This window comes from Paenibacillus sp. FSL R5-0341 (genome assembly GCF_037975235.1).
Taxonomy (GTDB): domain Bacteria; phylum Bacillota; class Bacilli; order Paenibacillales; family Paenibacillaceae; genus Paenibacillus; species Paenibacillus amylolyticus_A.
In genome coordinates, this window is sequence record NZ_CP150241.1 from 5,334,098 (window position 1) to 5,359,002 (window position 24,905).

At 46.1% G+C, this 24,905-nt stretch carries 30 protein-coding genes and 1 pseudogene; 3 read left to right on the forward strand and 28 right to left on the reverse strand.

Features of this window, described 5'->3' with window-relative positions:
• Positions 1-79: 79 nt before the first annotated feature.
• The 4 genes and pseudogenes from MKX75_RS23875 to MKX75_RS23890 form a co-directional block, all read right to left on the reverse strand.
• Complete coding sequence (locus MKX75_RS23875) at positions 80-658, reverse strand: hypothetical protein (protein ID WP_339167136.1); 579 nt, start codon at positions 656-658, stop codon at positions 80-82.
• Positions 659-833: 175 nt separating this feature from the next.
• Entirely contained in the window at positions 834-1,475 is a 642-nt protein-coding gene (locus MKX75_RS23880) for an NAD(P)-dependent oxidoreductase (protein ID WP_339170577.1), read from the reverse strand.
• Positions 1,476-1,748: 273 nt separating this feature from the next.
• Complete coding sequence (locus MKX75_RS23885) at positions 1,749-5,651, reverse strand: carbohydrate binding domain-containing protein (RefSeq protein ID WP_339167137.1); 3,903 nt, start codon at positions 5,649-5,651, stop codon at positions 1,749-1,751.
• 410 nt (positions 5,652-6,061) lie between these two features.
• Positions 6,062-6,157, reverse strand: a pseudogene (locus MKX75_RS23890) (iron-sulfur cluster assembly accessory protein); the annotation flags it as partial.
• Positions 6,158-6,594: 437 nt separating this feature from the next.
• Between MKX75_RS23890 and MKX75_RS23895 the strand changes: the two are divergent.
• On the forward strand, positions 6,595-6,933 hold the full coding sequence (locus tag MKX75_RS23895; RefSeq protein WP_339167138.1) for a hypothetical protein: 339 nt from the start codon (positions 6,595-6,597) through the stop codon (positions 6,931-6,933).
• 553 nt (positions 6,934-7,486) lie between these two features.
• Here MKX75_RS23895 and MKX75_RS23900 read toward each other — a convergent pair.
• The 19 genes from MKX75_RS23900 to MKX75_RS23990 all read right to left on the reverse strand — a co-directional run bounded on the left by MKX75_RS23900 (position 7,487) and on the right by MKX75_RS23990 (position 18,126).
• The gene (locus MKX75_RS23900) at positions 7,487-7,948 is read right to left on the reverse strand and encodes a phBC6A51 family helix-turn-helix protein (RefSeq protein WP_339167140.1); all 462 of its coding nucleotides are present in this window, start codon (positions 7,946-7,948) and stop codon (positions 7,487-7,489) included.
• The gene (locus MKX75_RS23905; RefSeq protein ID WP_339167142.1) at positions 7,941-8,492 is read right to left on the reverse strand and encodes a hypothetical protein; all 552 of its coding nucleotides are present in this window, start codon (positions 8,490-8,492) and stop codon (positions 7,941-7,943) included. The genes MKX75_RS23900 and MKX75_RS23905 overlap by 8 nt, the downstream gene beginning before the upstream one ends.
• A complete protein-coding gene (locus tag MKX75_RS23910; RefSeq protein WP_339167143.1) occupies positions 8,479-8,679 on the reverse strand; it encodes a hypothetical protein in 201 nt (66 codons plus the stop codon). The genes MKX75_RS23905 and MKX75_RS23910 overlap by 14 nt, the downstream gene beginning before the upstream one ends.
• Before the next feature lie 56 nt (positions 8,680-8,735).
• Positions 8,736-10,058 (reverse strand): hypothetical protein, encoded by a 1,323-nt coding sequence (locus MKX75_RS23915; protein WP_339167145.1) that lies wholly within the window; start codon positions 10,056-10,058, stop codon positions 8,736-8,738.
• A gap of 41 nt (positions 10,059-10,099) precedes the next feature.
• A complete protein-coding gene (locus MKX75_RS23920; RefSeq protein WP_339167146.1) occupies positions 10,100-10,576 on the reverse strand; it encodes a hypothetical protein in 477 nt (158 codons plus the stop codon).
• Positions 10,569-11,021: a hypothetical protein gene (locus MKX75_RS23925; RefSeq protein ID WP_339167147.1), complete on the reverse strand. Its 453-nt coding sequence runs from the start codon at positions 11,019-11,021 to the stop codon at positions 10,569-10,571. The genes MKX75_RS23920 and MKX75_RS23925 overlap by 8 nt, the downstream gene beginning before the upstream one ends.
• Before the next feature lie 21 nt (positions 11,022-11,042).
• The gene (locus tag MKX75_RS23930) at positions 11,043-11,633 is read right to left on the reverse strand and encodes a hypothetical protein (protein WP_339167148.1); all 591 of its coding nucleotides are present in this window, start codon (positions 11,631-11,633) and stop codon (positions 11,043-11,045) included.
• On the reverse strand, positions 11,626-12,063 hold the full coding sequence (locus MKX75_RS23935; RefSeq protein ID WP_339167150.1) for a hypothetical protein: 438 nt from the start codon (positions 12,061-12,063) through the stop codon (positions 11,626-11,628). The genes MKX75_RS23930 and MKX75_RS23935 overlap by 8 nt, the downstream gene beginning before the upstream one ends.
• 16 nt (positions 12,064-12,079) lie before the next feature.
• On the reverse strand, positions 12,080-12,532 hold the full coding sequence (locus tag MKX75_RS23940; protein WP_339167151.1) for a hypothetical protein: 453 nt from the start codon (positions 12,530-12,532) through the stop codon (positions 12,080-12,082).
• A 194-nt stretch (positions 12,533-12,726) separates the two neighbouring features.
• On the reverse strand, positions 12,727-13,038 hold the full coding sequence (locus MKX75_RS23945; RefSeq protein WP_339167152.1) for a hypothetical protein: 312 nt from the start codon (positions 13,036-13,038) through the stop codon (positions 12,727-12,729).
• A 157-nt stretch (positions 13,039-13,195) separates the two neighbouring features.
• On the reverse strand, positions 13,196-13,408 hold the full coding sequence (locus MKX75_RS23950) for a hypothetical protein (RefSeq protein ID WP_339167153.1): 213 nt from the start codon (positions 13,406-13,408) through the stop codon (positions 13,196-13,198).
• Between the two features lie 67 nt (positions 13,409-13,475).
• A complete protein-coding gene (locus MKX75_RS23955) occupies positions 13,476-13,700 on the reverse strand; it encodes a helix-turn-helix domain-containing protein (protein WP_339167154.1) in 225 nt (74 codons plus the stop codon).
• An 80-nt stretch (positions 13,701-13,780) separates the two neighbouring features.
• Positions 13,781-14,554 (reverse strand): hypothetical protein, encoded by a 774-nt coding sequence (locus MKX75_RS23960; RefSeq protein ID WP_339167155.1) that lies wholly within the window; start codon positions 14,552-14,554, stop codon positions 13,781-13,783.
• 479 nt (positions 14,555-15,033) lie between these two features.
• On the reverse strand, positions 15,034-15,459 hold the full coding sequence (locus tag MKX75_RS23965; RefSeq protein ID WP_339167156.1) for a hypothetical protein: 426 nt from the start codon (positions 15,457-15,459) through the stop codon (positions 15,034-15,036).
• A gap of 73 nt (positions 15,460-15,532) precedes the next feature.
• Positions 15,533-15,964, reverse strand: coding sequence for a helix-turn-helix transcriptional regulator (locus MKX75_RS23970; RefSeq protein ID WP_339167157.1), 432 nt, complete (start codon positions 15,962-15,964; stop codon positions 15,533-15,535).
• A gap of 964 nt (positions 15,965-16,928) precedes the next feature.
• A complete protein-coding gene (locus tag MKX75_RS23975; protein WP_339167158.1) occupies positions 16,929-17,288 on the reverse strand; it encodes a hypothetical protein in 360 nt (119 codons plus the stop codon).
• Complete coding sequence (locus tag MKX75_RS23980; RefSeq protein WP_339167159.1) at positions 17,288-17,419, reverse strand: hypothetical protein; 132 nt, start codon at positions 17,417-17,419, stop codon at positions 17,288-17,290. Before MKX75_RS23980 ends, MKX75_RS23975 begins: the two co-directional genes overlap by 1 nt.
• The gene (locus MKX75_RS23985; RefSeq protein ID WP_339167161.1) at positions 17,385-17,840 is read right to left on the reverse strand and encodes a hypothetical protein; all 456 of its coding nucleotides are present in this window, start codon (positions 17,838-17,840) and stop codon (positions 17,385-17,387) included. The genes MKX75_RS23980 and MKX75_RS23985 overlap by 35 nt, the downstream gene beginning before the upstream one ends.
• A 1-nt stretch (position 17,841) precedes the next feature.
• Complete coding sequence (locus tag MKX75_RS23990; protein WP_339167162.1) at positions 17,842-18,126, reverse strand: hypothetical protein; 285 nt, start codon at positions 18,124-18,126, stop codon at positions 17,842-17,844.
• 190 nt (positions 18,127-18,316) lie between these two features.
• Here MKX75_RS23990 and MKX75_RS23995 point away from each other — a divergent pair, with 190 nt between their 5' ends.
• The gene (locus MKX75_RS23995; protein ID WP_253440672.1) at positions 18,317-18,529 is read left to right on the forward strand and encodes a helix-turn-helix transcriptional regulator; all 213 of its coding nucleotides are present in this window, start codon (positions 18,317-18,319) and stop codon (positions 18,527-18,529) included.
• Between the two features lie 211 nt (positions 18,530-18,740).
• Here MKX75_RS23995 and MKX75_RS24000 read toward each other — a convergent pair whose 3' ends face one another.
• Both MKX75_RS24000 and MKX75_RS24005 read right to left on the reverse strand, forming a co-directional pair.
• The gene (locus MKX75_RS24000; protein ID WP_339167164.1) at positions 18,741-20,042 is read right to left on the reverse strand and encodes a hypothetical protein; all 1,302 of its coding nucleotides are present in this window, start codon (positions 20,040-20,042) and stop codon (positions 18,741-18,743) included.
• Positions 20,043-20,063: 21 nt separating this feature from the next.
• Positions 20,064-20,276, reverse strand: a complete 213-nt coding sequence (locus tag MKX75_RS24005) for a hypothetical protein (RefSeq protein ID WP_339167166.1) — start codon at positions 20,274-20,276, stop codon at positions 20,064-20,066.
• 1,047 nt (positions 20,277-21,323) lie between these two features.
• On the opposite strand from MKX75_RS24005, the gene MKX75_RS24010 reads away from it, so the two are divergent.
• A complete protein-coding gene (locus MKX75_RS24010) occupies positions 21,324-22,166 on the forward strand; it encodes a hypothetical protein (protein ID WP_339167167.1) in 843 nt (280 codons plus the stop codon).
• Positions 22,167-22,221: 55 nt separating this feature from the next.
• Here MKX75_RS24010 and MKX75_RS24015 read toward each other — a convergent pair whose 3' ends face one another.
• The 3 genes from MKX75_RS24015 to MKX75_RS24025 form a co-directional block, all read right to left on the reverse strand.
• Positions 22,222-23,181 (reverse strand): tyrosine-type recombinase/integrase, encoded by a 960-nt coding sequence (locus MKX75_RS24015; RefSeq protein ID WP_339167168.1) that lies wholly within the window; start codon positions 23,179-23,181, stop codon positions 22,222-22,224.
• Positions 23,178-24,218, reverse strand: coding sequence for a tyrosine-type recombinase/integrase (locus tag MKX75_RS24020; protein ID WP_339167170.1), 1,041 nt, complete (start codon positions 24,216-24,218; stop codon positions 23,178-23,180). Before MKX75_RS24020 ends, MKX75_RS24015 begins: the two co-directional genes overlap by 4 nt.
• 219 nt (positions 24,219-24,437) lie before the next feature.
• Positions 24,438-24,794: an iron-sulfur cluster assembly accessory protein gene (locus tag MKX75_RS24025; RefSeq protein WP_062837974.1), complete on the reverse strand. Its 357-nt coding sequence runs from the start codon at positions 24,792-24,794 to the stop codon at positions 24,438-24,440.
• Positions 24,795-24,905 lie beyond the last annotated feature (111 nt).

Sequence of the window (24,905 nt, forward strand, 5' to 3'; positions counted from 1 at the left end):
TTAGCCCTGTGATGTCTCAACGGATTATACGCCTCGATCCTCATTTAAGTAAAGGGGTAATAGGTCATGCGTAGCGAGATTATACTTTGCGCTTTTTCTTTCTTACTCTCATAAAGAAGACAAAGATCGCCGCAAATACGACTACACCTACGATATACAAATCAATATCCTGCTCAAACATAAACCACATTTTGTGTTCTACGTTCACTTGTTGTTTGGGTGGATATCCTTCCCCGAATAGTTCAGTTGCTTGATTAAGATTATTCATTTCGATAGTCAAACTGCACGGACTACTGCTTAACTCGCCATCCGCTTCGCTAAAGTATATTAAGTATTTGTTGCCTTCCTTGAAATCAAACCCCCAAGTGAAGTTAGTTGCGATAATGAGTTGAGAGTCAACTTCAGTATTCCAACTCCTCTCAGCCTCTACTAAAATATATCTAATTTTCTCTTTGGTCCCCGTAAACCCCTCTTGCTTCAAGTCGACCTTTACTTGCTTTACTTCACCATAAACAGCTCCATCATATAGTTCTAACTGTTCTTGGGGACTTCCCAATTCTACACATGACAAAGCGTTAACATCTTGTGCATTTGAGATAAAGAACACGGTGGATATAAAACATATTAACGTGAATATACGAAACTTCAGCTTTTCCACCTTCTTTTCATAACGTTAATTCGTACATCTTTATTGACCTGTTTAACAGGAAAAATGTTGCATTTTCTCTGGCCCTTAGGTGAATGAATGCGTTTGTTTATTTCAATAACACAAAAACGAACGCCAATCTGTTAAGATCAGCGTCCGTCATGTTCCATATTATCATTTAAAAGTATTACTTCGCTTCGCCGACAACGGTAAAGCGCTCGTTTTTGTGTTGTGGGTTTTCAATCTCATCAACCAAAGCAATCGCATAGTCTGCATAGCTGATGTAGCTGTTGCCTTCACTGTTCACGAGAATAACATCGTTGCCTGCTTGATATTTGCCAGTGCGTACACCTTCTGGATTAAAGAATCCAGCCGGGCTCAGGAATGTCCATTGAATACCTGAAGATGTTTGTAGATCCTGCAAGTTTTGGCCTTGGTTCGTTGCAGTTGCTTTGTAAGCATCAGGGAAGCCTGGAGATTCAAAGACACGCAATGTCTTGGACTCGTCTGTGAACAGGCTTCCTGCTCCACCCACAACGATCAGACGAGTGTTTGGTGCATCTTTCAGAATGTTGATCAACGCTTGTCCTACTTCCACATGCAGGTTTTCTTTACCCGCTGGAGCACCAAATGCATTTACAACTACATCAAACGCTTTAAGATCTTCAGCTGTAAGGTCGAATACATCTTTCTCCAGCGTATTCAGACTTTTATCTTCCAATTTGGATGCATTACGAACGATCGCCGTTACTTTATGCCCTCTGTCTGCTGCTTCTTTCAAAATTACACTTCCTGCTTTGCCTGTTGCACCAATGATTGCAATGTTCATCATGATCTCTCCTTTAAATTATCGATTTGTTTATGTTTGAACTTTATATTGTAACTATAGTAGTTACAACTAAGTTTGTCAACTAGTACTCGCCATCTCTCTTTACCTCTCCTAAAAAGATTGTGCATTTGGGATGGGCCTTATTCTGACGAGGTCGCTCATCCCATCTATAAATAAGTAAAGCCCTGTTCACTTATTAGCTGAACAAGGCTCCCCAAACTACGACTATGAATCCTGGCATCGTGAAGTCTATATCGATGTGTGATGAATACCTTATGCGCTCAGGCGTCCCCAACTTAACAGTGATGCATTCTTAAATTGAATGGAATGAAATGCTGTCGGGCTCTCGATGACATCCGTACTGGTTGCATTTCCCGGTGCTCCAGAAGTTATTACACCTGCATTGTATGTGCTCACGCCCAAAGGGAAGATGTAATTTCGTCCTCCGTTGTTGTCCCACGTGCCGCTGCGATTGTTAAATACCGCTTCCAGCCCCGTAGCTGTACCCACATCAATGGTTATCTTGTTATACCCTGCTAGCTCGGAGGATGGAATGGCAACTCCTGGTGGCGTCGTCCATGTGCCGCCTGTCGGGCGGTAATGGATATTAGGTTGAGCATAACCTTGCTTGTAGTAGATGGTTACACTATTGCTTATCGGTGCAGCATCGGTTGTTACACTCAGTTCGGCACTTGCAGCCGATTTGTTTTGTGCCGCATCATAGGCAGTGACTTTGTAAACATAGCTCGTTGATGCCTTTAGGCCGGTATCCGTAAATGCAGGCGCAGTACTCGTTCCGATTTTAACACCGTCACGATATATTTCGTATCCGACTACGCCTACACTATCCGTCGACGGAGTCCAAGCCAGCGCTACACGATCAGCCGACTTGGAGGTAACTATCAGACTTGTTGGCACACTTGGTGGAGTTACATCTACTTGAGGTGCTCCTGGAGTGATGACTCCTGCATTGTAGGTACTCACCCCTAACGGAAACTGATAATTCTTGCCCCCATTGTTATCCCACGTACCACTACCATTGTTGAATACAGCTTCCAGCCCCGTCGCTGTACCCACGTTGATTGTGATCTTAGTGTACCCCGGCATCTCGGCTGCTGGCATCTTCACACCCGGCGATGTCGTCCATGTACCACTTGTCGGACGATAGTGAATATACGGTGTGGCATATCCTTGTTTGTAATAGACCGTTACGATATTGCCCTCTTTTGTTTTCACTGTCAGAGGTTCGCTAGCTGGTGAGACATTGCCTGCCGCGTCTACCGCCTTGATCGTATACACGTAATTCGTTGCCGGTGCAAGGGATTCATCCGTGTACGTCAGTTTTGTGGATTCCCCCACTTTGCTGCCATCCCGATAGATCTCATACCTTGCGATACCGTAATTATCCTGACTGGCCGACCACCCGAGTGTCACGGAGGATGAAGTTGAATTTTGCACAACTACATTTGCCGGTGCTGATGGTGGTTCGTTATCTGCCGCCAAAGTTTGCACTTGTACGGGCGAGCTGACGGTGGAGACGTTATTCGCCTTGTCTCTGGCCTTGATACTGTAAGCATAGGTTTTCTCGGGCTCAAGTCCCGTATCGGTGTATCCTGTCGTCTGGGAACTTCCTACTTTGGTTCCATCACGATAAATGTCATAACCTTCTACACCCACATTATCTGTAGATGCAGTCCATTGCAGCGTGACACTGCGATCCGTCACACGTACAGCATTGACACCTGTCGGTGCCGAAGGCGGTGTCTGATCGACCACCAGGAACGGGTGCGTGCCTTGGATTGTTCCATTTACATCCTCCACAATTTTACCGGAGGCGTCCTTTTTATATTTTCCTGTACCCACATATACCGTCTGGATGTCACTGCGGGTAACGTTGCCATTGGTATCAACAGCCTCAATATAATAATCCACCAGTTGATCCCGGAAATCGTTGAAATACGTGTAATACATATCCCCGATCTCCTGTGCCGGTACACTCTTGAACATATCTGTGCTGCTTGACTGCCATGCCACACCATTGATATCTGGTTTCAGATCACGCTTCGTCATCGGATATTCTTGCCAAGTGCTGACTTTAGCCGGATCGATGTTGGGTACGCCTTTCGCCTTGAGTGCCGCAGGGTCGTACACACGGAACGTGTTATCCTTGGCATCTGCCCTCTTATCCCGATGTGTGCGTACCTTCACTTTGATATCACTCACACCATTTACATCATAAGCATACGTGTAGATACCGAAGGTATTATCAAAATAATGGAGCGTCCATCCTTCTGCCTTACTAACGTTGGCACTGCCCGGGTTGTACGGATAACGCTGTGGCCACCATACCGATGGACCTGTGCGATCCTTCGCAAGCTGGCTACTTACATAAGGCTTGGAGAAGAAAAGAGATTGATTAAAGGACAACGTTGGCTTCACGCCATCATCCACATTTTCATCATAATAACCAAAACCGGAATCCAACGCTGGCAGAAGGAAATACCAGCTCAGCTCTGCCGGATTAGCTCCTCCTTTATAATTGTTGGCGGGATCTCCTTTCACCGGGTAAGCCATCATCCACGGATTCAGCTGATTTCCCTCGTACGTGATTTCACGATCCAGAGCCGTCGTTGGCTTCCAGTGGTTCGGATTGCTGTCCAGCCAGATCTGTTCAGCAGTCTTGGCATAATTCAGCGCAGCTTGCTCCAGTGCAAAATTGCGCTCAAGATAGTGATATCCATACTCAAACGATACGGTCATGCCATCCTGTACGCCGTCCAGATTTTTTTTGGGCTCCAGATTGAGGCCTGTTGCCTTGTTGAATGCATCAAACTGTCCCTTCCAGATTCCAAAAGGAAGACGCCAGTGGTACCAAGTCGGGTCTGACGAAGAATCCCGGGTATCAATCCATGAGCCGTCCTGTACATGCACCACATCATCGGCTTTTGGAGTATTCGTGCGCAAGTATTCGTTGATACTCTCGCCTTTCACACCTGGCTGGGCATACGTAACTTCACCTGCATTTCGCCATGTGTCTTCGGAACCGGCACGGCCAGAGGAATTGTCTCCGTCATGTGCAATGACGAAGAACTGCTTCTGATCCACCAATCCTTCGAACGGTTTGAGTACGTCTGCTTTCACCGAGCCCTGGTAGCCTTCTTCCCAAGATTCAGCCTGTGCCACAGGGATGCCAACAATCTTCTTCTCCGTACCCGTTTCAGGATTCACGTGTCGCACCCAATGAGGTGTGGAAGCAAACGGATATTTGTTGTAAACAACCTGTTTCTCATTGAACATTGGAGCAGATACCCATGAACCCACATTACTTGTATTTTGCAGATCAGCCCGGTTCGGCGGGGAAACCATGGTATCTTTGCCCGGGTCGTTCAGCAGCGGGTAATCTTGGAGGGTTCGCGAAAAATGATTGTTACCAATCACGGACCACTCAATGCCGAGTTGATCCAGAACCGGGATGATTCGTTCCGAAAAACCCAGCTCGGTCGGGAAAAATCCTTTGGAAGATTTAAAACTGTCACCCAGAAAAAAAGGCTGTGCCAATACGGCATTCTGATAGATCAGATCTTTCAGCAGATATTCGTTGCCTGCCAGTGGTCCCATGGAGTGGTGTCCGGAGAAGTGGACGAGATCCATCGTTCGTTCTCCGTTCGTTGTTTTGAGATTATTGTAAGCATTCTTCCAAGGAGCACCCCAGGATTTATTGTTGTAACCGTTTACATTATTTGTATACATAAAGCTATCTACATTGTTCAGCAATGACCCTGACATCGTAACCTGCATACCTGCAGCCGGGTGATTATTTTTCAGATTGCCAGCCACTTGCCAAGGCCAGGTCAGATACGCTCCAGTTTTGGCATGGTGAGTGTAATACGCCACAAGATCATCATGCGGCATAGGCGCTCCGCCAGGCAGAAAATACGGATAACCAGCCGGAGGGTTCTTTTTCAAATCGATGACTTGCCCGTCATAGGTGTATCGGATCGGAGATCCTACAGGTGCTGAAGCATACTTGGATGTGTCATAGTAAGCCCAAAAATTTGGCATATGGTTATGGTATACATGGGAAGCAGAGATTTCGGCATAAGCCGCTGTCGTTTGCATGGAAATGACAATGGGTAATGCCAACAGGAATGCGCCGATCCTGCGCACAAGCTTCATGTTATTCCTCCCTTTTCTGTTACCCCTGTGGGGATCATGAATTCAATTATTGTGTAAGATGTTCAGGTTGATCAACAAATAGCATTTTTGACTTTAAGGCTCAAGTTGCCTGAATTTGTACCTCTTTAACGCCTCCTTCCTTTTTGACTTAACTTTTTTTGTACAAACGTTTGCGCAAACAGAGAATTTCCATGGGCATGCCCCTCATCTGTAAGCTATAAACACGCTTTTTTAAAGGAAAAGTTATGTCCAACAATCTGCAAACGTTTGCACAAAATATATTACCTGTGATTGGAACAAAGTGTCAACAAAAAAAAGGCACAATCCCGACGAAACATCTCCGCCAGAATTGCGCTTTTTTCTTTGCTATAAGCATAGCCTACTTAAATAATCCTCAACTGGATTACAACTTAACAATCCTTATCAGGCACACCCGCATCTTCCTTCGTACGGAAAGAAGATCCGCAGCCACATGTGGCTACTGCGTTCGGGTTATGAATCGTAAATTTACGCTTGGCTATTCGGAAGGCTTAACGCCCGTCACTACGCGGTTTCTCGTATGTGAGCGGGATTGTGAATCCGCACGACTACTTGTTAATCACGCGCCACTATGACGCATAATCTCGTTAATCGCATTCTACCCTAATGGATGCGTACAAGTCAACGACTGCCCACCTCTGCAACTATTAATTTCGGATGTCTGCGTATTCCATTTCGCTCGACGTCGCGCAGTTTCATCGCATATATACTCCGCCGCCTCCGCGCTATACTAAGAACAAACGTTCCCTTACGATAATTACGAAGGAGAAAGCGGGTACTCACCGCCCATGATCGACATTACCAAAGCTGACCGCGCGCTAATCGGTTGTTTAAGTAGATTGTCTAACAGTTAACGTGGTAAAATATACTAGAATCAGATTCTTTGTGAAGGGTGGTTAGTATTTTGAATATTGTGGATTTACTAGAAAAAGCAAATCAAGAAAGATTAAAGATTCGACAAAATGCGGAAAAAAGAGAAAGAAAGATACAAAAGATGAAAGAGGAACTACACGGTGCACTAAAGGATGTATTTGCTGAGTTGCACGATGGGGGTGCTTCTACTCATGGACACTCAATTGGTCCAAATGTAGCGTCTATAACACTATACGGTGAAACAATCACTATTTTGATTACTGAGTTACACAATGCGATTGAAGAAAATCCAGAAATCATACTAGAGGACTTCATAAAACTTCGTATTCTGAATGAATATAAAGAGAAGATAGGACTCGAAGCTCAGTAACAAACAATTAAATAACGCAGTTCTCGCGGATTAAATTCCGTTGAGAACTGCGTTATTTAGCTAATTGGATCATCTGACCACCGCCTCCGCCCTTCATTATCGAACTCCCGGATTTTTTTTGCCGCGCGGATTGTTCTCACCCCTGATCCGGCCGCCCGCGACGGGGGCGTTGGGGTCACGCGATTCCGTCCCGTTTACTCTCTTGCTTACCGCATAAATATACAGTCGCGGAGGATTGAGTATATGTGATCATCAATCCCTCGTACTCTCCTTAAACCCGCGCCACTACTACGTTTCCTAACCGTATGTATAAATCCATTCTATTCACCGTATATACATTTCCAGTTCTATTCGCTAATAAACCGCATATCTGCGCGGATAATCCGTCCGCCACGTTAACAACCGCTGGCAGTTTATACATCCGATTTTCCGCGCAGTATACACCGGTTATGCACCGTTCAACCCCGAAGTTTTAGCGTGGCCGTCCGCCAGGAGCGCGTTGCAGGTTTTGACGCCCCTTCACCGCTATCCTGTCCGGTAACGTCCGCTAATCTTACGCAGTTTCTCCGTCAACCAGATCGTTCAATTCCGCGATTTCCCTACGGATTTCCTCGTCTGTCTTACGGTTACTTGCGTTCTCTTCGCGTCTGTCTTCTACTATAGTACGGTCGGACAGTAGCGCCCATCTACGCATATATAAATCGATAGCTTTCACGGAAGGCAAACCGTTATTTCCTCCGCGAATTGCTTTCATTAAAGCAACGTTAACTTCCGTTCTCATTCCGCGAAGATTAATATCCGTAAGATAACTTACGTAATCAATAAATTGTTCTTGCGCTTTCCATTCGTAAAGAGTTGAACGCGCGATTCCAATCTCATTCGCTAACTCTTGCATATTCTTCTTACGGCCATCCTCAGACAGTAGCTCTCCCCACTCATTACTCACCAGTAACTGCGCGGCCTTCCTCTGCTGTACAGTCAGTTGTGCCTCTAATACATTACGTTGTCTACTCATACATATCGTCCTCCTCATATTGGTGAATCTTCGGCAGAACCTCAGCAATCGCTATATATACGGCATCCTCCGCCATAACTGCCGCTCCTTTAATTTCGTAGGCTAACGCAGAATCCTTCGTCATTAATCCGATGCTGAAATGTACCTTCCTCATAAGTCCGTTGATATCCAATTCATCCGTCTTGCCGGTATCAATCGCCTCATTTACGCGCTTAATAATCCGCAGGAACGAGCCGGCCCCCAGCGCATGTATGCTGCACCAAAATCCTGTGGAGTAGCGCAAAACCTTCGCGGCTTCCTCGTATTTGGCGAGCTTACTTAAGTCAATTCGCGTTATTTGATCCGCCGCAAGCACCGCCGCGTACTTTACAGCGATTACTTTAAGCGGCTGCAGACGATCAACTAGCGCCATCGACAACGGAATATCAACGATCTTCGGGCGCGGCTTCGGATCAAGATTCCTCCCGTTATCAATTCGTATTTGTCGCAGCTTCTCGTCTAACCTAGCGATATCTGTACGTAACTCCGCGTTAGTCATTGCCATCGTTTAAATCCGCCCCTTCGTTCTGTTCTAATTGTACGATTGCCTCGCCAATAACCGTATCTAGCCCGCGCAGTATATCCAGGCGGCTACCTGCGTGTACTCCTAATACCTCGCTAATCACTGCGCTGAGCTCTCCGACTGGATGTGCGACATCAACGGTAAACTCCATTAAAGTACGTGACTTCATTCATATACCTCCTCGTATTAAGAAGGCCCGCAATTAAGCGGACCCATAACGATTGATTACGCGGATCTCGAAGTAGTGAATGTGCCGCCCCAATTCTGATTCGCGCTATTGCCGTGGTTGTGCGTTGGTAACGTAATATCGTGCGTATGATTATTGAGCTTGGCCCATATCGCATCAAGCTGCGTCTGTAACCCGGTAACACTTCCGATACCCACGTTGAGTCCGGTTACTTCGCGGCGAAATTCAACGTTACCATCAATTGTTACCGCGCCTTGTAAACGGATCGGATTCGCGGTATTATTCGACCCGATAAATACGTCAGAACTGATAATCGAGAGGCCGCCGCTATTCTGATACGAGTTAATCTCGCCGGCCGTACTCCCGCCTGTTCCAAAGAACGTAATTGCAGAGACGCCGTTATCAGATCCGGTATTGATGCGGATGCGGTTCGTACTATTTGCGTCGTATGTCCGTAAACCTTGCGCGTCAACTTCCATACGCCGACCGGACGCTGCTGTTCGGATAAGCGCGCCTGTAATAGTACTACCCGTCGTAATATCACCCCGAAATGTACCTTTACCCGCGTACATATTACCGTCAGTATCCACCGTAAATTGACCGTTACCGACGTTAATTGAGGAACCTACGATCGAGCCGTTATTGAAATCGGAGCTATTAATCTGCGCGGTATTAGCCGTTAACTTATTCATAGTCGCGTTTCCGAAATGATCCGCGAGAAACGGTGAGCTGCGCCCCTTCCATATCGGATACGCTTGCTTATCACGAATCCACGCGGTGCTATGCGCAATATTGTCGGTACTCATCCTGGAACCTTGTAATCTCCCTCCAACGTGGATATCCGCAACCTCTGTGTAAGACTCTTCAACCGCGCTACTAAGCTCTACGCCGGCATTTACTTTGGCGACCAAAATCGGAAGGACTTCTTTTGAATGCGCGCCGAACGAGAAGAATTCGAGATTAGAAGGCACTGTAACGTCGATTTCGAAATCTGTGCTGTAGACCATTTGGACATAACGCGGCACGCCGTCCTCAAACTCGAGAATAAGGATGCCTAGCTCAATGCCATGCTCCAACGCTTGGTACGCGGGTTTATTCTCGTTAGCCGCCTTAAATTTGGTATAGCACTCTCTCGCTACTTGCTGGATTTCCTCGATGCTATTTTGGGCCGAAAGTTTGCGAAAAACTGATTCCGCGATATCTAACATGCCGGATAGAAATACGATTCGTTTACCGATCACTCTCGCTTTTGAATAGTCATCCTTCACGACAAAATCCATCTCTCCTGACTTCGTGCATATGCGGCCATCCGACCATACGTATATATTGTTATCGATAAAGGCTGAGACACATAAACTCATTAAAATTCCTCCTTTGATATGAAAATAGGACCCAGAGGTCCTTAGTTGATAAGCAGTGATTTAAGTTTTAGATAACGTCCTTGGTCATGCGTCGTCTTTGTAGTTGATGCGCGCTGATACAGGCGGCTGAGAGAATCGAAATCGTGTCTCACGTCCGAAATGTCAACGCCTGAATAATCGACGCCTTCGTTCTTGAATACAAGATCTTCGTCACCCTCCAGGACACTAGTCCCGTTTTGGAGCTTTACAATTGAGATCGTAGACTGATCTGTAGCCGGTCGCTGTTTAAACAACACAACGGACCATGAGCCCGGAAATTTCCTATCTATACGAATAGTTCTTCCTGTAATAAACGTTCCTCCACCATCATCGGAAACCCATGCTCCGGAAAGTGGCTCGTTTGGGTCCGGGTGGACTAACGTAATCCTTGACTCACCGTAAAACTTCGCATATGTGTACCCTGTTGTATCAATATCTGTTACTCCGACACCTTTACCCGTGATCACTTTTCTACTCATTTGAAGACACCCCTCTTTTAATTTGTGTGTACAATCCGATATTGTCCGGCGTCGGGTTACTCTTCGCATATCGTTCCGCAGCCTTAACGTCGGCCTTGGTTACGGTGCCTTCCGCGAGCTTGGTACGGAGATGGCCGCCGAGTACCCGGTGATCGATGTGCGCCGTCTTCTCCCCTTCGTAATAATCGAACCGATCCCGGATAAGGTGAGCGCGGACAAGATCGTCAGGATCGTTCGTTTCCTTTGCGCGGGTATCGAAATGCTCAACATCCTGCGCGGACGGGACCGCAACGAAGTTCACTCCGGATTCCTCGTTGAACATTAACGCGATCGTATCGTTATAATCCCGTTCCAACTGCTTCGCTCTTGCGATCTTCTCCGGATTGCCTGGCGCCATTTTAAGCGCCTCTGTTACTGCGCTGTAATTGATCGAATCTGTATTCATGTAATTTCCTCCCTGAATGTATTAGTAGGTAGCGCTACGTCTCATCGATTCGAAGTCACGCAAATCCCGCTCTGTAATTACCGCGTTCATAAACTTACTGCCGGCTGTACTAATGTCTGCGCGGGCTGTTGTGTACGTGTACTTACTCTCGCGGAGCTCCGAAAGTACATCTTTGCGCTGATCCTCTAGTTCCGTCGCAGCAGTAATAACTTTCTGAAACGCAATTCTGTACGCGTCTGCGGCTGCGGCTAGTTCATCAACAGCGGGGTTAAACGTCGAATCCATATATTGCGGAACGAATTCCTTGTTCCATGACTCTGCGACATCATCCGAGCGTATAGCAGTTTGATAAACTGTGGCTGCGATCTCTGACTGTTGATCGGCTCTGCGTATAGCTCGTTCCAGATCGAAAACCTTCTTGTCCGCTGCGTCAATCTCAGCGTCAAGGTTCACCTCCTCCGCGATTGAGCGTCTAACTAGTTCCAGATAATTATCTTTGGCCTGGGATAACTCCTGCTGGATATCCTCTCTCTTTTGGTCTAGCCCTTTACGCTTTGCTGATGCTTCTGCTCTCTCTGCTTTGAACTGATCAAGTTTATCGAATTTAATCACTTTGTCTGTCTCCCTTTTCAATGTATTGGATTAATCTGCGAAGCCATTGAACGGCACGCGCTCGCCAGCCTCTTAACTTCGGTTCTTGAACGGATGCGACACCTGGATACAATTCCCGATATATTTCCGGATTGTCCTCCACAATGTGGTAGAGTTGAGCCACGTCCAGAGGGTGCACAATGTCCGCGTTAATCTCCGGATCAGCTAGAGCCTGCCGGTAAATTTCGCGGTCACTCGTCTGTAGGTCGAAACCTCCGCCAATCTCCGCAAATTCTACAACCTCGACCGCAAGCTGTATCGCGAGTACCGGATCAGAGCACGGAACAATTGATGACGTTTGAAGCTCGCCCCTGCGGTCATATAGCTGAATGTGGAGAAGCTGCGCGATGCCGTCCGCCTTTACCCAATCCGCAAGGATCAATGGTTTCAACTTATCCCTCCTTATATCAAATCGAGCTGACAAGTGACTCGCCGCGCCGTAAAGCATCGTTTGCCAATTCCTTGAGCTCCGGAATACGGTTTTCAATATTCGGCTTCCAAGTCATTCGGATACCTACGTTACAAGACTCCGCGAACAAACGGACATGCTGCTCGTATTGGCGGTATCTTTGGAAATGTGGCGCGTTCCCTCGTATGACAACGAACTTCGTGCGGCTGTCTACGTTCCGAATAATGTCCTTGATCATGAGCGGTATAACCTGGCGCATCGTAATCGTCTTTGTATCGCGCTCATCATAATGAAGCGAAAGCACGGCGTAAGGCTCATACCATACGGTACCTTCTACGCTAGGATCTCGTTTTGATAGGCGGACGCCGGCGACAATGCGGCCATTACCTGTGTTAAGTATCGCGACATGGGCGTATGTGATTTGATCAGGTAATAAACGTTCGTCCATCATCTCGTCACCCTCCGTAAATTAATGTCACCCGTTTTCCGACCGGCCGTCGATCTCCTGGCACGATATCGAGCGCGATGGTATCGCCGACCTGCAGCGTAGTTCCTTCGGTGCGTACGTTTGACGCGTGAACAAACACCGTGCTGGCGATCCCTGCGCAGCGTACGAAGAAAAAACCGCGATCGTTGTTGCAATACTCAACTCTGCCCGTCGCTTCCAACGCCCTCACCCTCTTCGAGTTCCGTGACGAATGCTTCAACCGCGCCAGTAACATTCGATGTAACCGAAAGTGGATACGCACCCAACTCGCGGATATGATCCGTAGCATGAAAATATCCGCTCCATAACGAGCTCACCGCGCTTTCAAATGGCGTCATATCGGCGATGATTGCTTCTTTCGCGGTATACGTAACCCATCCGTCGCTGGCTGTGATGATAACGGTGTCGATTCCGTCCTCTTGCGTATGTTCGATCCGAGTGTACAACTCGCGCTTAGTCTCCTCGCTCATTCCGTTCCCCTACCTTCCGTTAAATACGTGCATAATCCGTCCGCTATTGCGTGCCTTCCGCTTAATTTAAGCGCGCCAAAAAGAAGCCGAGGGTCATAGTTCCTCCGCCTGTTCCAAGCGTTAATTCCGCGCTATTCTCACGTATTGCGTACCACTACTATCCGCTGACATTTACGCCGAGCAGCCGCCTGATTGACCGTTTCCTAGCGGATGGTACGCGGTATTGGATCGCTACTAATCTGCCCTCGCGCTCATACGTTGCCATGATAGTGAAATCCGGAAAGCTTCGGCCGATCTTCCGTATAACTTCGCGATCTTCCGTGTAAGCTGCGAGATTGTCGGCATTCAAGCGCCATATTGCGTTGGACATTCCGATTCACTTCCTTAGATTAACGTTTTAAAGTATTAAAGTTTAAATACAAAAATAAAAGACGCTTTTAAAGCGCCAATTTGTCGGACTCTTTTGCTCTTTGAATCGCCAGTAACACGTCATCTCCGGTCCCGAATACTTGCGCCAATTTGATCCTCAGATCACGCGAAACATTACGTCGTCCGTTCTCCACATCGCTCACACACGATTGGCTGACGTTTAGTGCTTCCGCAAACTGGGACTGGGTCATGCCAGCCATAACCCTGATACCACGCACTCCTGATCCATCCATTATCACAAACCTCCTTCGCTCATTTGAAATATCGCATACATCCGAAATAAATAATCGGGAACCTTCGTCCCCTTCCCTACTTACGCGGAGATGTGGACAGTACGAGGCTTGCGACAGTCTACAAACTTCTCTGTCAATGGTTGTTCGTACATATTGTATGTGACCATCTCTCCCCACCAAATATCGTGATGTGTTCCCTTGTACTGGTTACGATCACTGGTCCATCCGTACACTCCATCGAGATATCCCGCGCCCTCCGTTCCCTTCTTATCTATGAGTTGAGCCGTATTCTTCCGGCCGTGACTTTCCTTCCTTCTCTTAGCGTCAGCCATGTTCGCAAGCTTCTTCGCCGCGCCGTACGATCTCTCTGAACGCTCTTGAATGTCCTTCATTTCCTCCGGATTATAAAACCCATACGGCAAGGACATACGCTTGCGCTCGCCTTCATATTTGATCGTTCCATACCGTTTCTTGCGCTCCCATAACGTCTTGTACAGGCGGAGGCAGGTCGGACCACACTTGAGTTTATTCCCGCGTCCTTCGAATGGATATTGACACATTAGGCATAACTTCCCTCCGAACTTCTCAACTGCACCCTCCGCGTCAGCCTCGCAGTAAATACGGACATTGTGCTTCCGCATAAACTCCCGCGCTCCTGAGCCTGGCGGAACGATAAGGTCACGGTCGCGAGGCATATCGTACGGATCGCGCATGATAGATAACCCTCTAGTGTGATCCTCCGCGAGAATATAGTCGGCTAGGCGCTCCAAGCGCTGGTATTCGAGCTGCGTACGGAAGCGGCCATCACCGCCTACGTGATTGTCGTAGTAGTACGCGTCGTACAGTTCCGCCATAGTCTCCGCTATCTGCAGACGTTGTTCGAGTGGCTGTTTGGCGTACGTCCGATAATTGGCACGCGTCCAATTCGGGAATAGCTCGCAGTCTTTACCGGAGTAATCGTAGCGATCGACGTCGGGCGTGACGATGAGCTGTAAGGCGGGGCCGGTGGTATATTCGACTAGCTGTTTTGCTGCCTCCATGTAAATCCCTCCTTGTGGATGTCGACTGGTTTAACTTCCGCATATCGTTTGTCTTTCTGTAAAGTTCCTCCGCGCTCTTATATCTCACCATACCTTTATGCGCGATAACATTTATCCGCTAGGAACGAAGTGACGACGCGTGAGGGATAGTGTTCTTCTATCCCGAAACTCTGCTCGGTAATGTTTTATTTTTCTTTCTCGTTATTCTTTCTCGTTATTCTTTCTCTGGTTAAATGACTTAATTACAGAGGAGAAATGGTTTATTATCCGAGTTTAAACTGTTTGAAGTCCGCTTATGATGCCTTGGCTTCCGGCTCAAATTCGGCCTGCTTTATTTGTAATCGCTCCTTATCCTCTTCAATCTCACGAGCCGCAGCGTCCACTCTCTCTTGAAATGCACGCACCTCCTCAGCATAAATTGCGCGGAACTCTGCTTCGGTTAACGGCTCAAGTGGCTCATAAATGCGTTTATTTGCCACCATCCTTGACTTACTAACGTTAAGCAGCCCATATCTAACGAGGATATCAACATTGGTACGTATTTTGTACGCGGACATACCGGTTTGAGCGGTTATATCCAACTGATTGAGCCACACTTTACCGTGCATAACGTGTCCCAACTTATTCTGACGCCAGGACAGTAGATACCCGTATAGGCCCACCGTTTCCAGAGTGAACCCGTCGAGTAACGGGTACATCCGGAATAAGATATTAGGCATGCGCGCAAATCCGTCATCGTGGGCGAGCGGTTTTGATACGTCGATTGTCATTGCGATACTCCTTTCTCACTATCTAGATTGCGTAACCGTAGCCGCCACCGTTACCCTCACAGAATGCAACCGCAAGCTTTCCATTCAATTCCGCGTCACCTGTGTCAAACTCGGCAACTTTTTTATACTCGCGCATCGTAACCGTAACCTTGCCGGCTTCGTCCGCGTCTTGATCGATAAGGAAACGACCTCTTTCTAACTCAATGTCTTTGACCACCTGTAACCAAAGTTCGAGATAAATTTCGTATGCTCGTGCAACAAGCTCTGATCTAGTGACCGGATAGCCTAGTTCAAACCTGCGGAGAGTGCTCTCGCTGGTGCCGATACTTTCCGCCACTCTGGAACGAGATAAGCCCATACGGGTACGACGTTCTTTGAATGCTGCGCCTCTCTTACTCCATGCATTAGTGTTCTCCTGGATGTACTGCTCACGCGTAGTCAATTGGTTTGTCATAGTAAATCTCTCCCTTTTTCGTTATGGTTTTAATAGATGCGGAGTCGTCCGCGGAAGGCCTATACTACCTTGTTGCCGGCCAATGACGTTTGGCACACTTTCGTCTAATATTTTATCTACAGCGAGATGTGAATCCGCACAGTCAACCGTGAAATTTCGTTATATTACTATGCTGCCGGTCGATGGGTCTTCGCACACCCGCTCTACTACTTTGTTCCCGCTCGGATGAATTTTCGGGTACCTAACGCTATACTTGTATTAACGACTGCCGATCGCCCTTCGCACACTTTACGAAAAAATTTCTCTATAACATATTAACTCCACTCACCTCCAATCTCGGGTATACGACGCGCAGCCTATACTTGATTTAACGATTCCCGATCCTTTCTGACACACTCTACGAAAAATATCCGTTACTCTACTAGTGCCGACCGATTCGAATCTCGGGTATACTTGTTGAAATTTCGTCCTCATTATATATAAGGACAAAAAATCGAAAAGTTGGGACATTTGCTGAGATACTAAATATAAGCACAAGTTTTTTGAAGAAAGGGACATCCGTTTCTTATTTCGCTTCCTAAGTAATATAGGCACATAATTTCGTGAAATTGAGACACAAGAAAAAACTTTTACAAAAACTGAAACCAATCGGAACTCACGTTCGTATTACAAGATATAAGAAGCGGACAAGCGGTGCCTGAACCGGATTTACCGGCCGCCTGTCCTTGGATGGAAGCGCAGTTCCCGCTACACTCCCGAATCTATGTTAAGCAATGCGCCAGTGAGAGATTGCCGTCTCTCCATCGCGTTATAAGTTCCGGACCAACCGTTGGCGCGGTGAAGTCCGGATAAACTACGAACTGCATAGCGATCCAAGACGATAATTGGCGTTAACGACTCAGTACAGTACGTTCCAAAGCGTGCGTCTTCTCCCCATTAGGCGTTCCCGCGCCGAAATTTAGGTTCATTGAAGGCGGTCAAGCTTGAGGTTAATGTCGCCAAGATCCTTGGTACACATTATAATATCGAGTAAAAACTGCAGACCATTTACCTGCGTTAATGCCGTGATAATCGTTTCTATTTGAACGCGGGTATCCATGCCTTCTACTTCATCCGCGATAATCAACCCTCCGGAATCGCCATCTAAATAAAGGTGATCGAGGTGGGGCGCTTTATGGACACTGCGTAACCAAAGATTGCCCTCGTCCATAATAAAAATGTGACGCTCGTTCAATACATAACCTTCGTAAAGAGTATACACGTGGGGATTATCCCACGGGCCCATCACCATGGAAGCAAGTTCAAGTTCAATCTTCGCGGGCATCAGGCGATCACTTCCTTCACGATAAGTACAAGCGCGTAGACGAATTTGAGCATACGGATAAAGTTACGTTTATATGAAGTGTTTACTTCCTCCTTGTTACGCGTAGTTGGCATATTGGTAGTTGCAATCATTGTTGTTTCCTCCTTCGATAATGAATCCGACCTCGGCGAGCTTACTGGCTGATAACGTAGCTGTTCCGGATACTGCGCGACTACTCACTCCGGCGATCCGACGGAACGCTCCCGGTAGGCAAACGAGCTGCTGTCCGGATGTGAGATGCGTTACGACGAAATTGCCTCCGTGTCGTTCGCTCAATTCGTATGTAATCCGCGAAGATAACGGATCTGATAAATCTGCGATGATGCTAAGCGCTTCGAGTTCGGCCGCCGACGCTTCTACGTTGGCAGTACGGTTAGTACGCTTGATGCGAGGGAATACTGCGAGAAAGAGATTGTGTGGAATGCTCCGTTCTATACCGTTGAGAGTGACGATGAAGCTTGCGGCGATGCGGTCGCGTGTGTACGGAAGTGTTACCGTTGGGACGATTTTCATATTATTGTGCCTCCTTATGGGGGATAAGTTTTTGGAGTAATTCAACCGCGCTCATGTCGCGGATATTATTAATGAAACTAAGGTCACCGACTTTTAAATCGAATATTGAAGGCTCGCCGTAAGTTGTGACGTACTCTACTCCATCAAAGCTAATGCGCTCCATGACTGCGAGACTAAACTCAGTGTCAACGTAAATCGCGTGATGTTCATCTATAAGCGTGCCAGCGTATTCAATCCGCCACGGTCCATCTACGTCTACGCCTTTGGTTACGATAGTGATCGGCATAATTGCGTACCTCCTTGCGTGAATGTTGATTCGTTCGGATACAATGTTGCGAAAGTTGAAACTTATTATACAGTTATACGTATATTCGCTTATCTGTTAATGAGTATATACGACTTCTAGTATAGAGTCAACACTTTATTTACGCTTATCTGTATATTCGTTATAATGGGGTTTAAGGGAAGGTGTACATATGAGAAGGATTCGAATCCGCCTTAATGAAGTAATGGCAGAACGTGGGTTAACACAGACACAACTTGCGGAGGTATCAAACGTTAGACAAGCGGCTATCTCTGAGATGTCTCGGAATATCCGCGAACAGATCAATATTAAGACGCTAATCAAAATAGCTGACGCGCTTGAGATCGACGACATATCGGAGCTTATCGTAATAGAGAAGGACTAGGAGGGCCGCATGATTAGCGGCTCTTTTTTGCGTGGTTTTACCGTGGAATCAGCGCGTTAGGACTTCGGTGAGGGAAACGTACCCGGACGGGCTTGGTGCGCTGTTTACACGGGGATTTGACGAGTAGAACGCGAAAGAACCGCTAACCCTGCGTATGGGCTGCGGTTATTTACAATGAAAAGGAATAATATGCAATCCGATGTTCTGTGATTTATTTTAATTGAGCAGGTGTGTTACTTAAGGAAACATACTCTTGCCAGTTGTATTTATTAAAATGACCGCAAGTATTAAGAAGTTCATCGATCACTTGCTCTTTTTTTTCTGGGTGATTCTGAATATAAAAATATATCGCTAAGAGGTCTAATCCAGTCAATAGACAATGATCACGACTCGTGCTAAAGTTCATCATTTGGTCAGGGAATGCCTTCTCATTTCTCTCTTCTAGAGGAATATCTTTATAAGCGTTTACCACTAGAAAACCCTTTGGCTTCCGGTCTTTAGATATGATATATTCACTAACCCATTTCTCGAGTTGTGCAGCGTGTCTTTCTGCAGCACTTTTGCTTACTCCTTTTACTTCTACAACAGCAGCATGATCCTTATATTCTAAAATCAGATCATCTCTCCCTGGAACTCCTTCACTAACATTAAATCCAAGTTCTTTAAAAACAATACTGACTATATTCTCCAAATATGTGCCGGTACCAGTAAAAAGAATTTTTAACGCTTTTAAAGATTCTGATTGGGACTCCAGTGCCTGTATCTCGTACTTTAATTCTTCTAGCTTTTTGTTCTTCTCAGTTATTTCCTGTTGAATTTCACTTTCGCCTGGCAATTCTGTTGAAAGACTCCATTTAGGCATTGTAATTATTGGACTTTGATCACTTCTTTCATCAATATTCCCCACTATATTAATAAGATCATCAAGAAATTCCTTATTATCATATGCCATTCGCATATATTTAGGGATAAACACGATGTTTCCTTTGCCTACCTTTATGCAACCGCTAAGAAATGAGTTTGTTCCTTTAATTTTTAGTAGTGGAATACCGAATTCTTGTTTGTATGATGATACATAGCGCCAATCACCTTCATATTTTGTAAATAGCGGTTTTATGAATGAGTTGCTTACAAGCTCAATGCTGTCACCTCTACCAATATTCGTTATAGGGTATTTTGGCAATAATTCCTTTCTTAGATCGTATGATTCATGTGTCGCTGCACTAGTCATTCTAAAAAATTTAATTGGAGGTGGGGTATAAACAAAAATAGTTCTCCCCAAACTTAAAAACTCATCAATTTCATTCCTTCGCCTACGTACATCTCGTAGAAAAAGGGGAAGATCATCCACGTTTGTCCAATCTGTTGAATATTGTTTAAGTTTTTCTTTCACACGGTATTCATTAACTACGTCAAGTAAATCTATAAGCAATACATCAAATTCTAGAAAAGATACTTGAGAACTAAAATTTATCTGTCTAACACTATTCCCTCCAACATTTGTTATCCTCATAAAATCCATCCTTTTAGCTTGTTAGTCTATTCCCGCATATTTAAACGTACAGACTCCGCGCATATAACGTTCGCCCTTCACTGCAACGCTCATCTCCGTTATGTCCTCGATCACGCCGCTACCAACGAGCTGCTCCTCGTCAATAAATACAACGATGGGCGTTCGGTCCAATTGCGCGGTGTAAAGTTGGATGTCGGAAGTTAGCGGACGCATAAATCGTTTACTCTTCTTCATATTATAGTCCTTGCCAAAATTCGCGATCTTCAGGCGAGATCAGTTGCGTTAAGGCTTCGCCATCGGTGTCGTAATAATTTACCGCGTAAATTTCTCCCGTCTTACGATCTATGCGATCTATTACATCCTCTCGGTCTATATCTCGGCCGATTGTAAAGGCAGCTTTGTCGCCAGTGTCAATGTAATGAATAGTCACGGTCCTACCATTTCGGTATCGGATGAAGTCCAAAATCCCCATTTAAACCTCCTGTCGCTCGTTCTACTCATAAACACTTCGACAAATTGGCGCAAATTTCCTGCTAATGTGACGTGTCAAAACCAGAGGAGTAAACGCGTAATAAATATCAAAATAAATTAGTAAGGAAATACGAGTATTTAAGAGATATCGGGAGAAGTAGCGAAATGAGTAAAGCATTAAATGTCGAAAAATACTGGCTTTAAGTTAACTTGAACGAACATTATGTTATCGGAAATTAACTAAATGTGAGTAATAACCGACAATCAACCAGTATTTTCTATTTTTCGGGTGAGTGTAAAATCGCCGAATATGACGTTTTACCAAAATACGCTAGTCCACTTATACTACGGAGGTGTTAACGCGTAAAACGGCACATGTGTATTAACGGAATTGACTATGTATACTCGCCAAGCATGTAGATAGACCGCATATTTAATTTTGTCAAGTATTATTAGTAGGGGGGTAATTTCTCTTTTATTTGAACAAAGATGAAGTTACACTTAATTTATGAAAAAGGTGGTGATGAGATGAGTACATACGAGGCACTTGACGTCATGCTTAACTTTGGTACTTTTATTTTCGCAATGTTGGCCTTCATTACGTCAGTAATTTTCTTTTTACACGTAAAAAAGCGATAGCCTCCCCGCCAAGAGCTGCTAACGCATTAATCATTCGTAAATATCATAACCCTTACCGTCAACACACGCAATACCCTCGACGCAGCCAACAACAGGCTGTGTCTTTTTACTTGTGGTACTCCTACTTACTCGGTATAATTTGGGTAATATTACCTAGAATGGAGGCGTGCAATGAAGCCATTATGGACAACTTTACTCGCGGTGTTACTACTGACGGGATGCGCAGGTACATCAGTACCGGAAACCGCAAAAAATGATGCAGAATCGGTTGTTAGCACCACCAAACCAGTGGCTGTCCCCCAAGAAGAAGTCACCGAAGAGATAAAGGAAACCGCCGCAGATGTATTAATGCGTGCAAAGACCGACATCAAAGATGGTTACGAACAGTCCGCAAAGAAGTTATTGGAGAGCATGATATTCGATTACCCGGACGCGGAAGAAGTTAAGGAAGCTAACACATTAATCGCGAAGATTGACTCGAAAGCAAACGAAGAGAACGCGAAGGCAGAGGCAGAAGCAAAGAAAGCGGAGGAATCCCGTAAAGCAAACGTCAATAAGGCGCTGTCCAAACTGCGTAAGACAACGGATGAAGTCGAAGGCATTACGTGGTATTACGATAAGACTACGTCGAAGTACGATGATACGAACAACGCGCATTTATACATAGGGGTTCAAGAATCCGGCGATCCATACCTACGATTACGCATTCGTTACGCGTCGGATAGTTGGTTGTTTATTCAACAATACATTTTCCGTTCCGGAGACGACAAATATACGATCACGCCTGGATACTCCGGAGTTAATCGCGATAACAGTGGCGGAGGTATATGGGAATGGTACGATGCGACCCCAACAGCGGATGATCTCGACATGATCCGCACAATCATCGCGTCAGACAAAGCTATCCTTAGATACAGCGGACAACAATACTACGATGACCGCACAATTTCGAGTGAAGAAAAGAAGGCGTTCCAGAACGTACTCGATGCGTATGAAGCGCTTGGCGGTAAATAAACGAAGAAAAGGCGCAGCCCTCACGGAATCTAATCCGCGAGAACTGCGCCTAATTTCATTCTTCGTCATCCTCAACGTTAATCTTCGTGAGCCTCTTCCTCTTCGGTTCATCGTCCGCGATTTTATTGAGCGGTGAAGTCTTCGCATGTTCTATCTTCAAGTCATCGTTAATCAGCGCAACGTATCTTCGCGTCATTTCCATCGTTGTATGGCCGAGCGTCTTTTGTACTGCGAAGGTAGACGAGCCGTTACGAATCGACTCCAGAGCGTAAATATGACGTAGGTCATAAGGCCGTATGTGGACGCCGATCTTCTTACTATGGCGCTCAAGTCTATCGCCCCATACGTGACGGTTCAACGCGTTTCCTTCATACGTACAGAATATCGGTACTTTGTCCGCCCAACTCAGCGGCCGCGCACGTATTAGCCTGTTCATAGCCTTAATCGTCGCGTCAGATATCGGAAGATCGCGGGAGCGCCGTGTCTTCGCCGTTAACGCTGTTACGTGAATCTCGCGAGCCTTAGGACGGAAGTTGCTCGGCACAAGCGCCAGGGCTTCCGATGGACGAATACCGGTATCTAGCGTCAATAAGATTAACGCGTAGTCACGTAGGCCGACGAACGTTGACTGATCCGGCACCTTAAGTAATTCGCGGAGAACATCGATATCAACGCTGACTCGGCGACCCTCTTCATGGCGCTTTTTAAGTTTAGCAATCGGATTGTCTCTAATATAGTTGTTTTCAACACACCAATTCAGAAATGAACGCAAATACACGAGACGGCTATTGTAAGTTGCTGGCGCTATCTCAGGCTGCGCGAGGTGGTCGTATACCATCGATTTTAGATTCTGAGGGGAATCCCAAGCGGTAGGATAACGCGACATAAAGAGATTCATACTCTGTCGATAGTCCTTAATCGTTTGTTTGCTCAACCCCTGAACTCGTTTCCAGTTAAGAAACTCATTAAGACATTCTTCCCACGTTCGAATTTTGAGCCGATCTCGTTTTCTCATCTGTCTACTCGATTCTTAATAAATTTACTCGTAGGAGAGAATTGATCGTGACTACGCCGAACGTCTTCCGTATCCATCTGTATATACCTTCGCATGGTACGAATATCAGACCATCCGCCCATCTTTTGTATGGTAAACGGATCAGCTCCGTTAATGACCATAGCTCGCGCCCAGGTGTGCCGATAAACGTGCGCGGTCATCTTCTTCCCTTCAACGCCCGCCTTCTCTCCATGATACTTTAACCTCTTATTAAATTGGTTCGCGGATACTGGGTCACCGAAGCATGAAAGGAATATCCGATCCGTAGTAAAGTGTTGTCTGTTTTCCTCTATAAGCTGCAGAATCAATTTCGCCACTGCCGCGGAGAACGGTACCATGCGCGGCTTACGGTTTTTGTTGGCTTCACCGGACAATGTAATAAATCGCGTTTGAAAATCGATATCTCCGATGCGTAGCCCGAGCATTTCAGATACGCGACAGCCACTATCGAGCATCAACATAATGCCGACATAATCGCGGAATCCCACGAAGTCCCTTCGATTCGGTTGTGCTAAGATGGCAATAATCTCTTCATCCGTCAGACAATTTGTTAAATCTACGTCCTGGCGCAGCAACTTCACTTTGCTTATCGGATTAATCTCGATTAAGTCATCGCGCTCAAGCTGATTGAAGATCGCCTTAAGTGTACGTATACGAATGTTAATAGTCGTATCCGATAAACCTACACGCTGCCCCTCCGTTGGTATGTGCTTGTGTCCCTCGTATCGGACCCGATCGTACTTCATATACGAAATGTGGTCGCGAATAGTGCTGACCTCGATATGCTCAATCAACGTGATATCCGGATGAAACTGATTAAGCCATTTCACGAAGTATCCGTAATGTTTCGTGTAATCCTTAAGGGTGCTTTCGCGTAGTCCCTCCACCTTCTTCGCGTTGGTTACAAAATCCAGTGCTTGCTCTAATGTAAGCTCCGGGAACAACTTTACATCACGCGCGCCGACCGGGGCACGTCTTTCTCGTTTCGTTAACGCCATAACAAAAAGACCTCCATAACGTAATTAGTACGAAACTAATACGTCATAGAGGTCGTGATTCACAACCCTGAAATGCCATTTCAAGGATTGATAACGTTCATCGTCCGGGGTTGTTAACCTACCGAAATACCTGCGCAATTCACAATCTGCACCGTTAAGGCTACCGTTACAGGCTTGCGTTCGTCATCCGTTATCGAATGCGCTCAAACCCGCGCCAGTTTAACAATCCTTATCAGGCACACCCGCATCTTCCTTCGTACGGAAAGAAGATCCGCAGCCACAAGTGGCTACTGCGTTCGGGTTATGAATCGTAAATCCACCCGTCATGCCGGACTCTTCAAAATCAATTTCAAGTCCATTCAGGTATTTCAGGTTTTCCTTCTCGACTACAACCTTCATGTTCTGAATATCCATATACAGGTCCTCATCGGACTCTTTATCGTCAAAGCCCATGGCGTACGAAAATCCGGTGCAACCGCCCGGTGCTACGCCAAGACGCAGGAACATACCAGGTGTCTCTTGCTGTGCAAGCATCTCTTTCAATCTGTCAGCAGCCGTTTCGCTGATGTTAATCATGCCAGGTCACTCTCCTTTTTCATATAAAATCATGTTCAAAAAGGGCGCTTTTCAGTACCAAGAAGATGGGATGAAGATAGAAATGGAGTAGCGGAGCGTAGGCAAAACTAC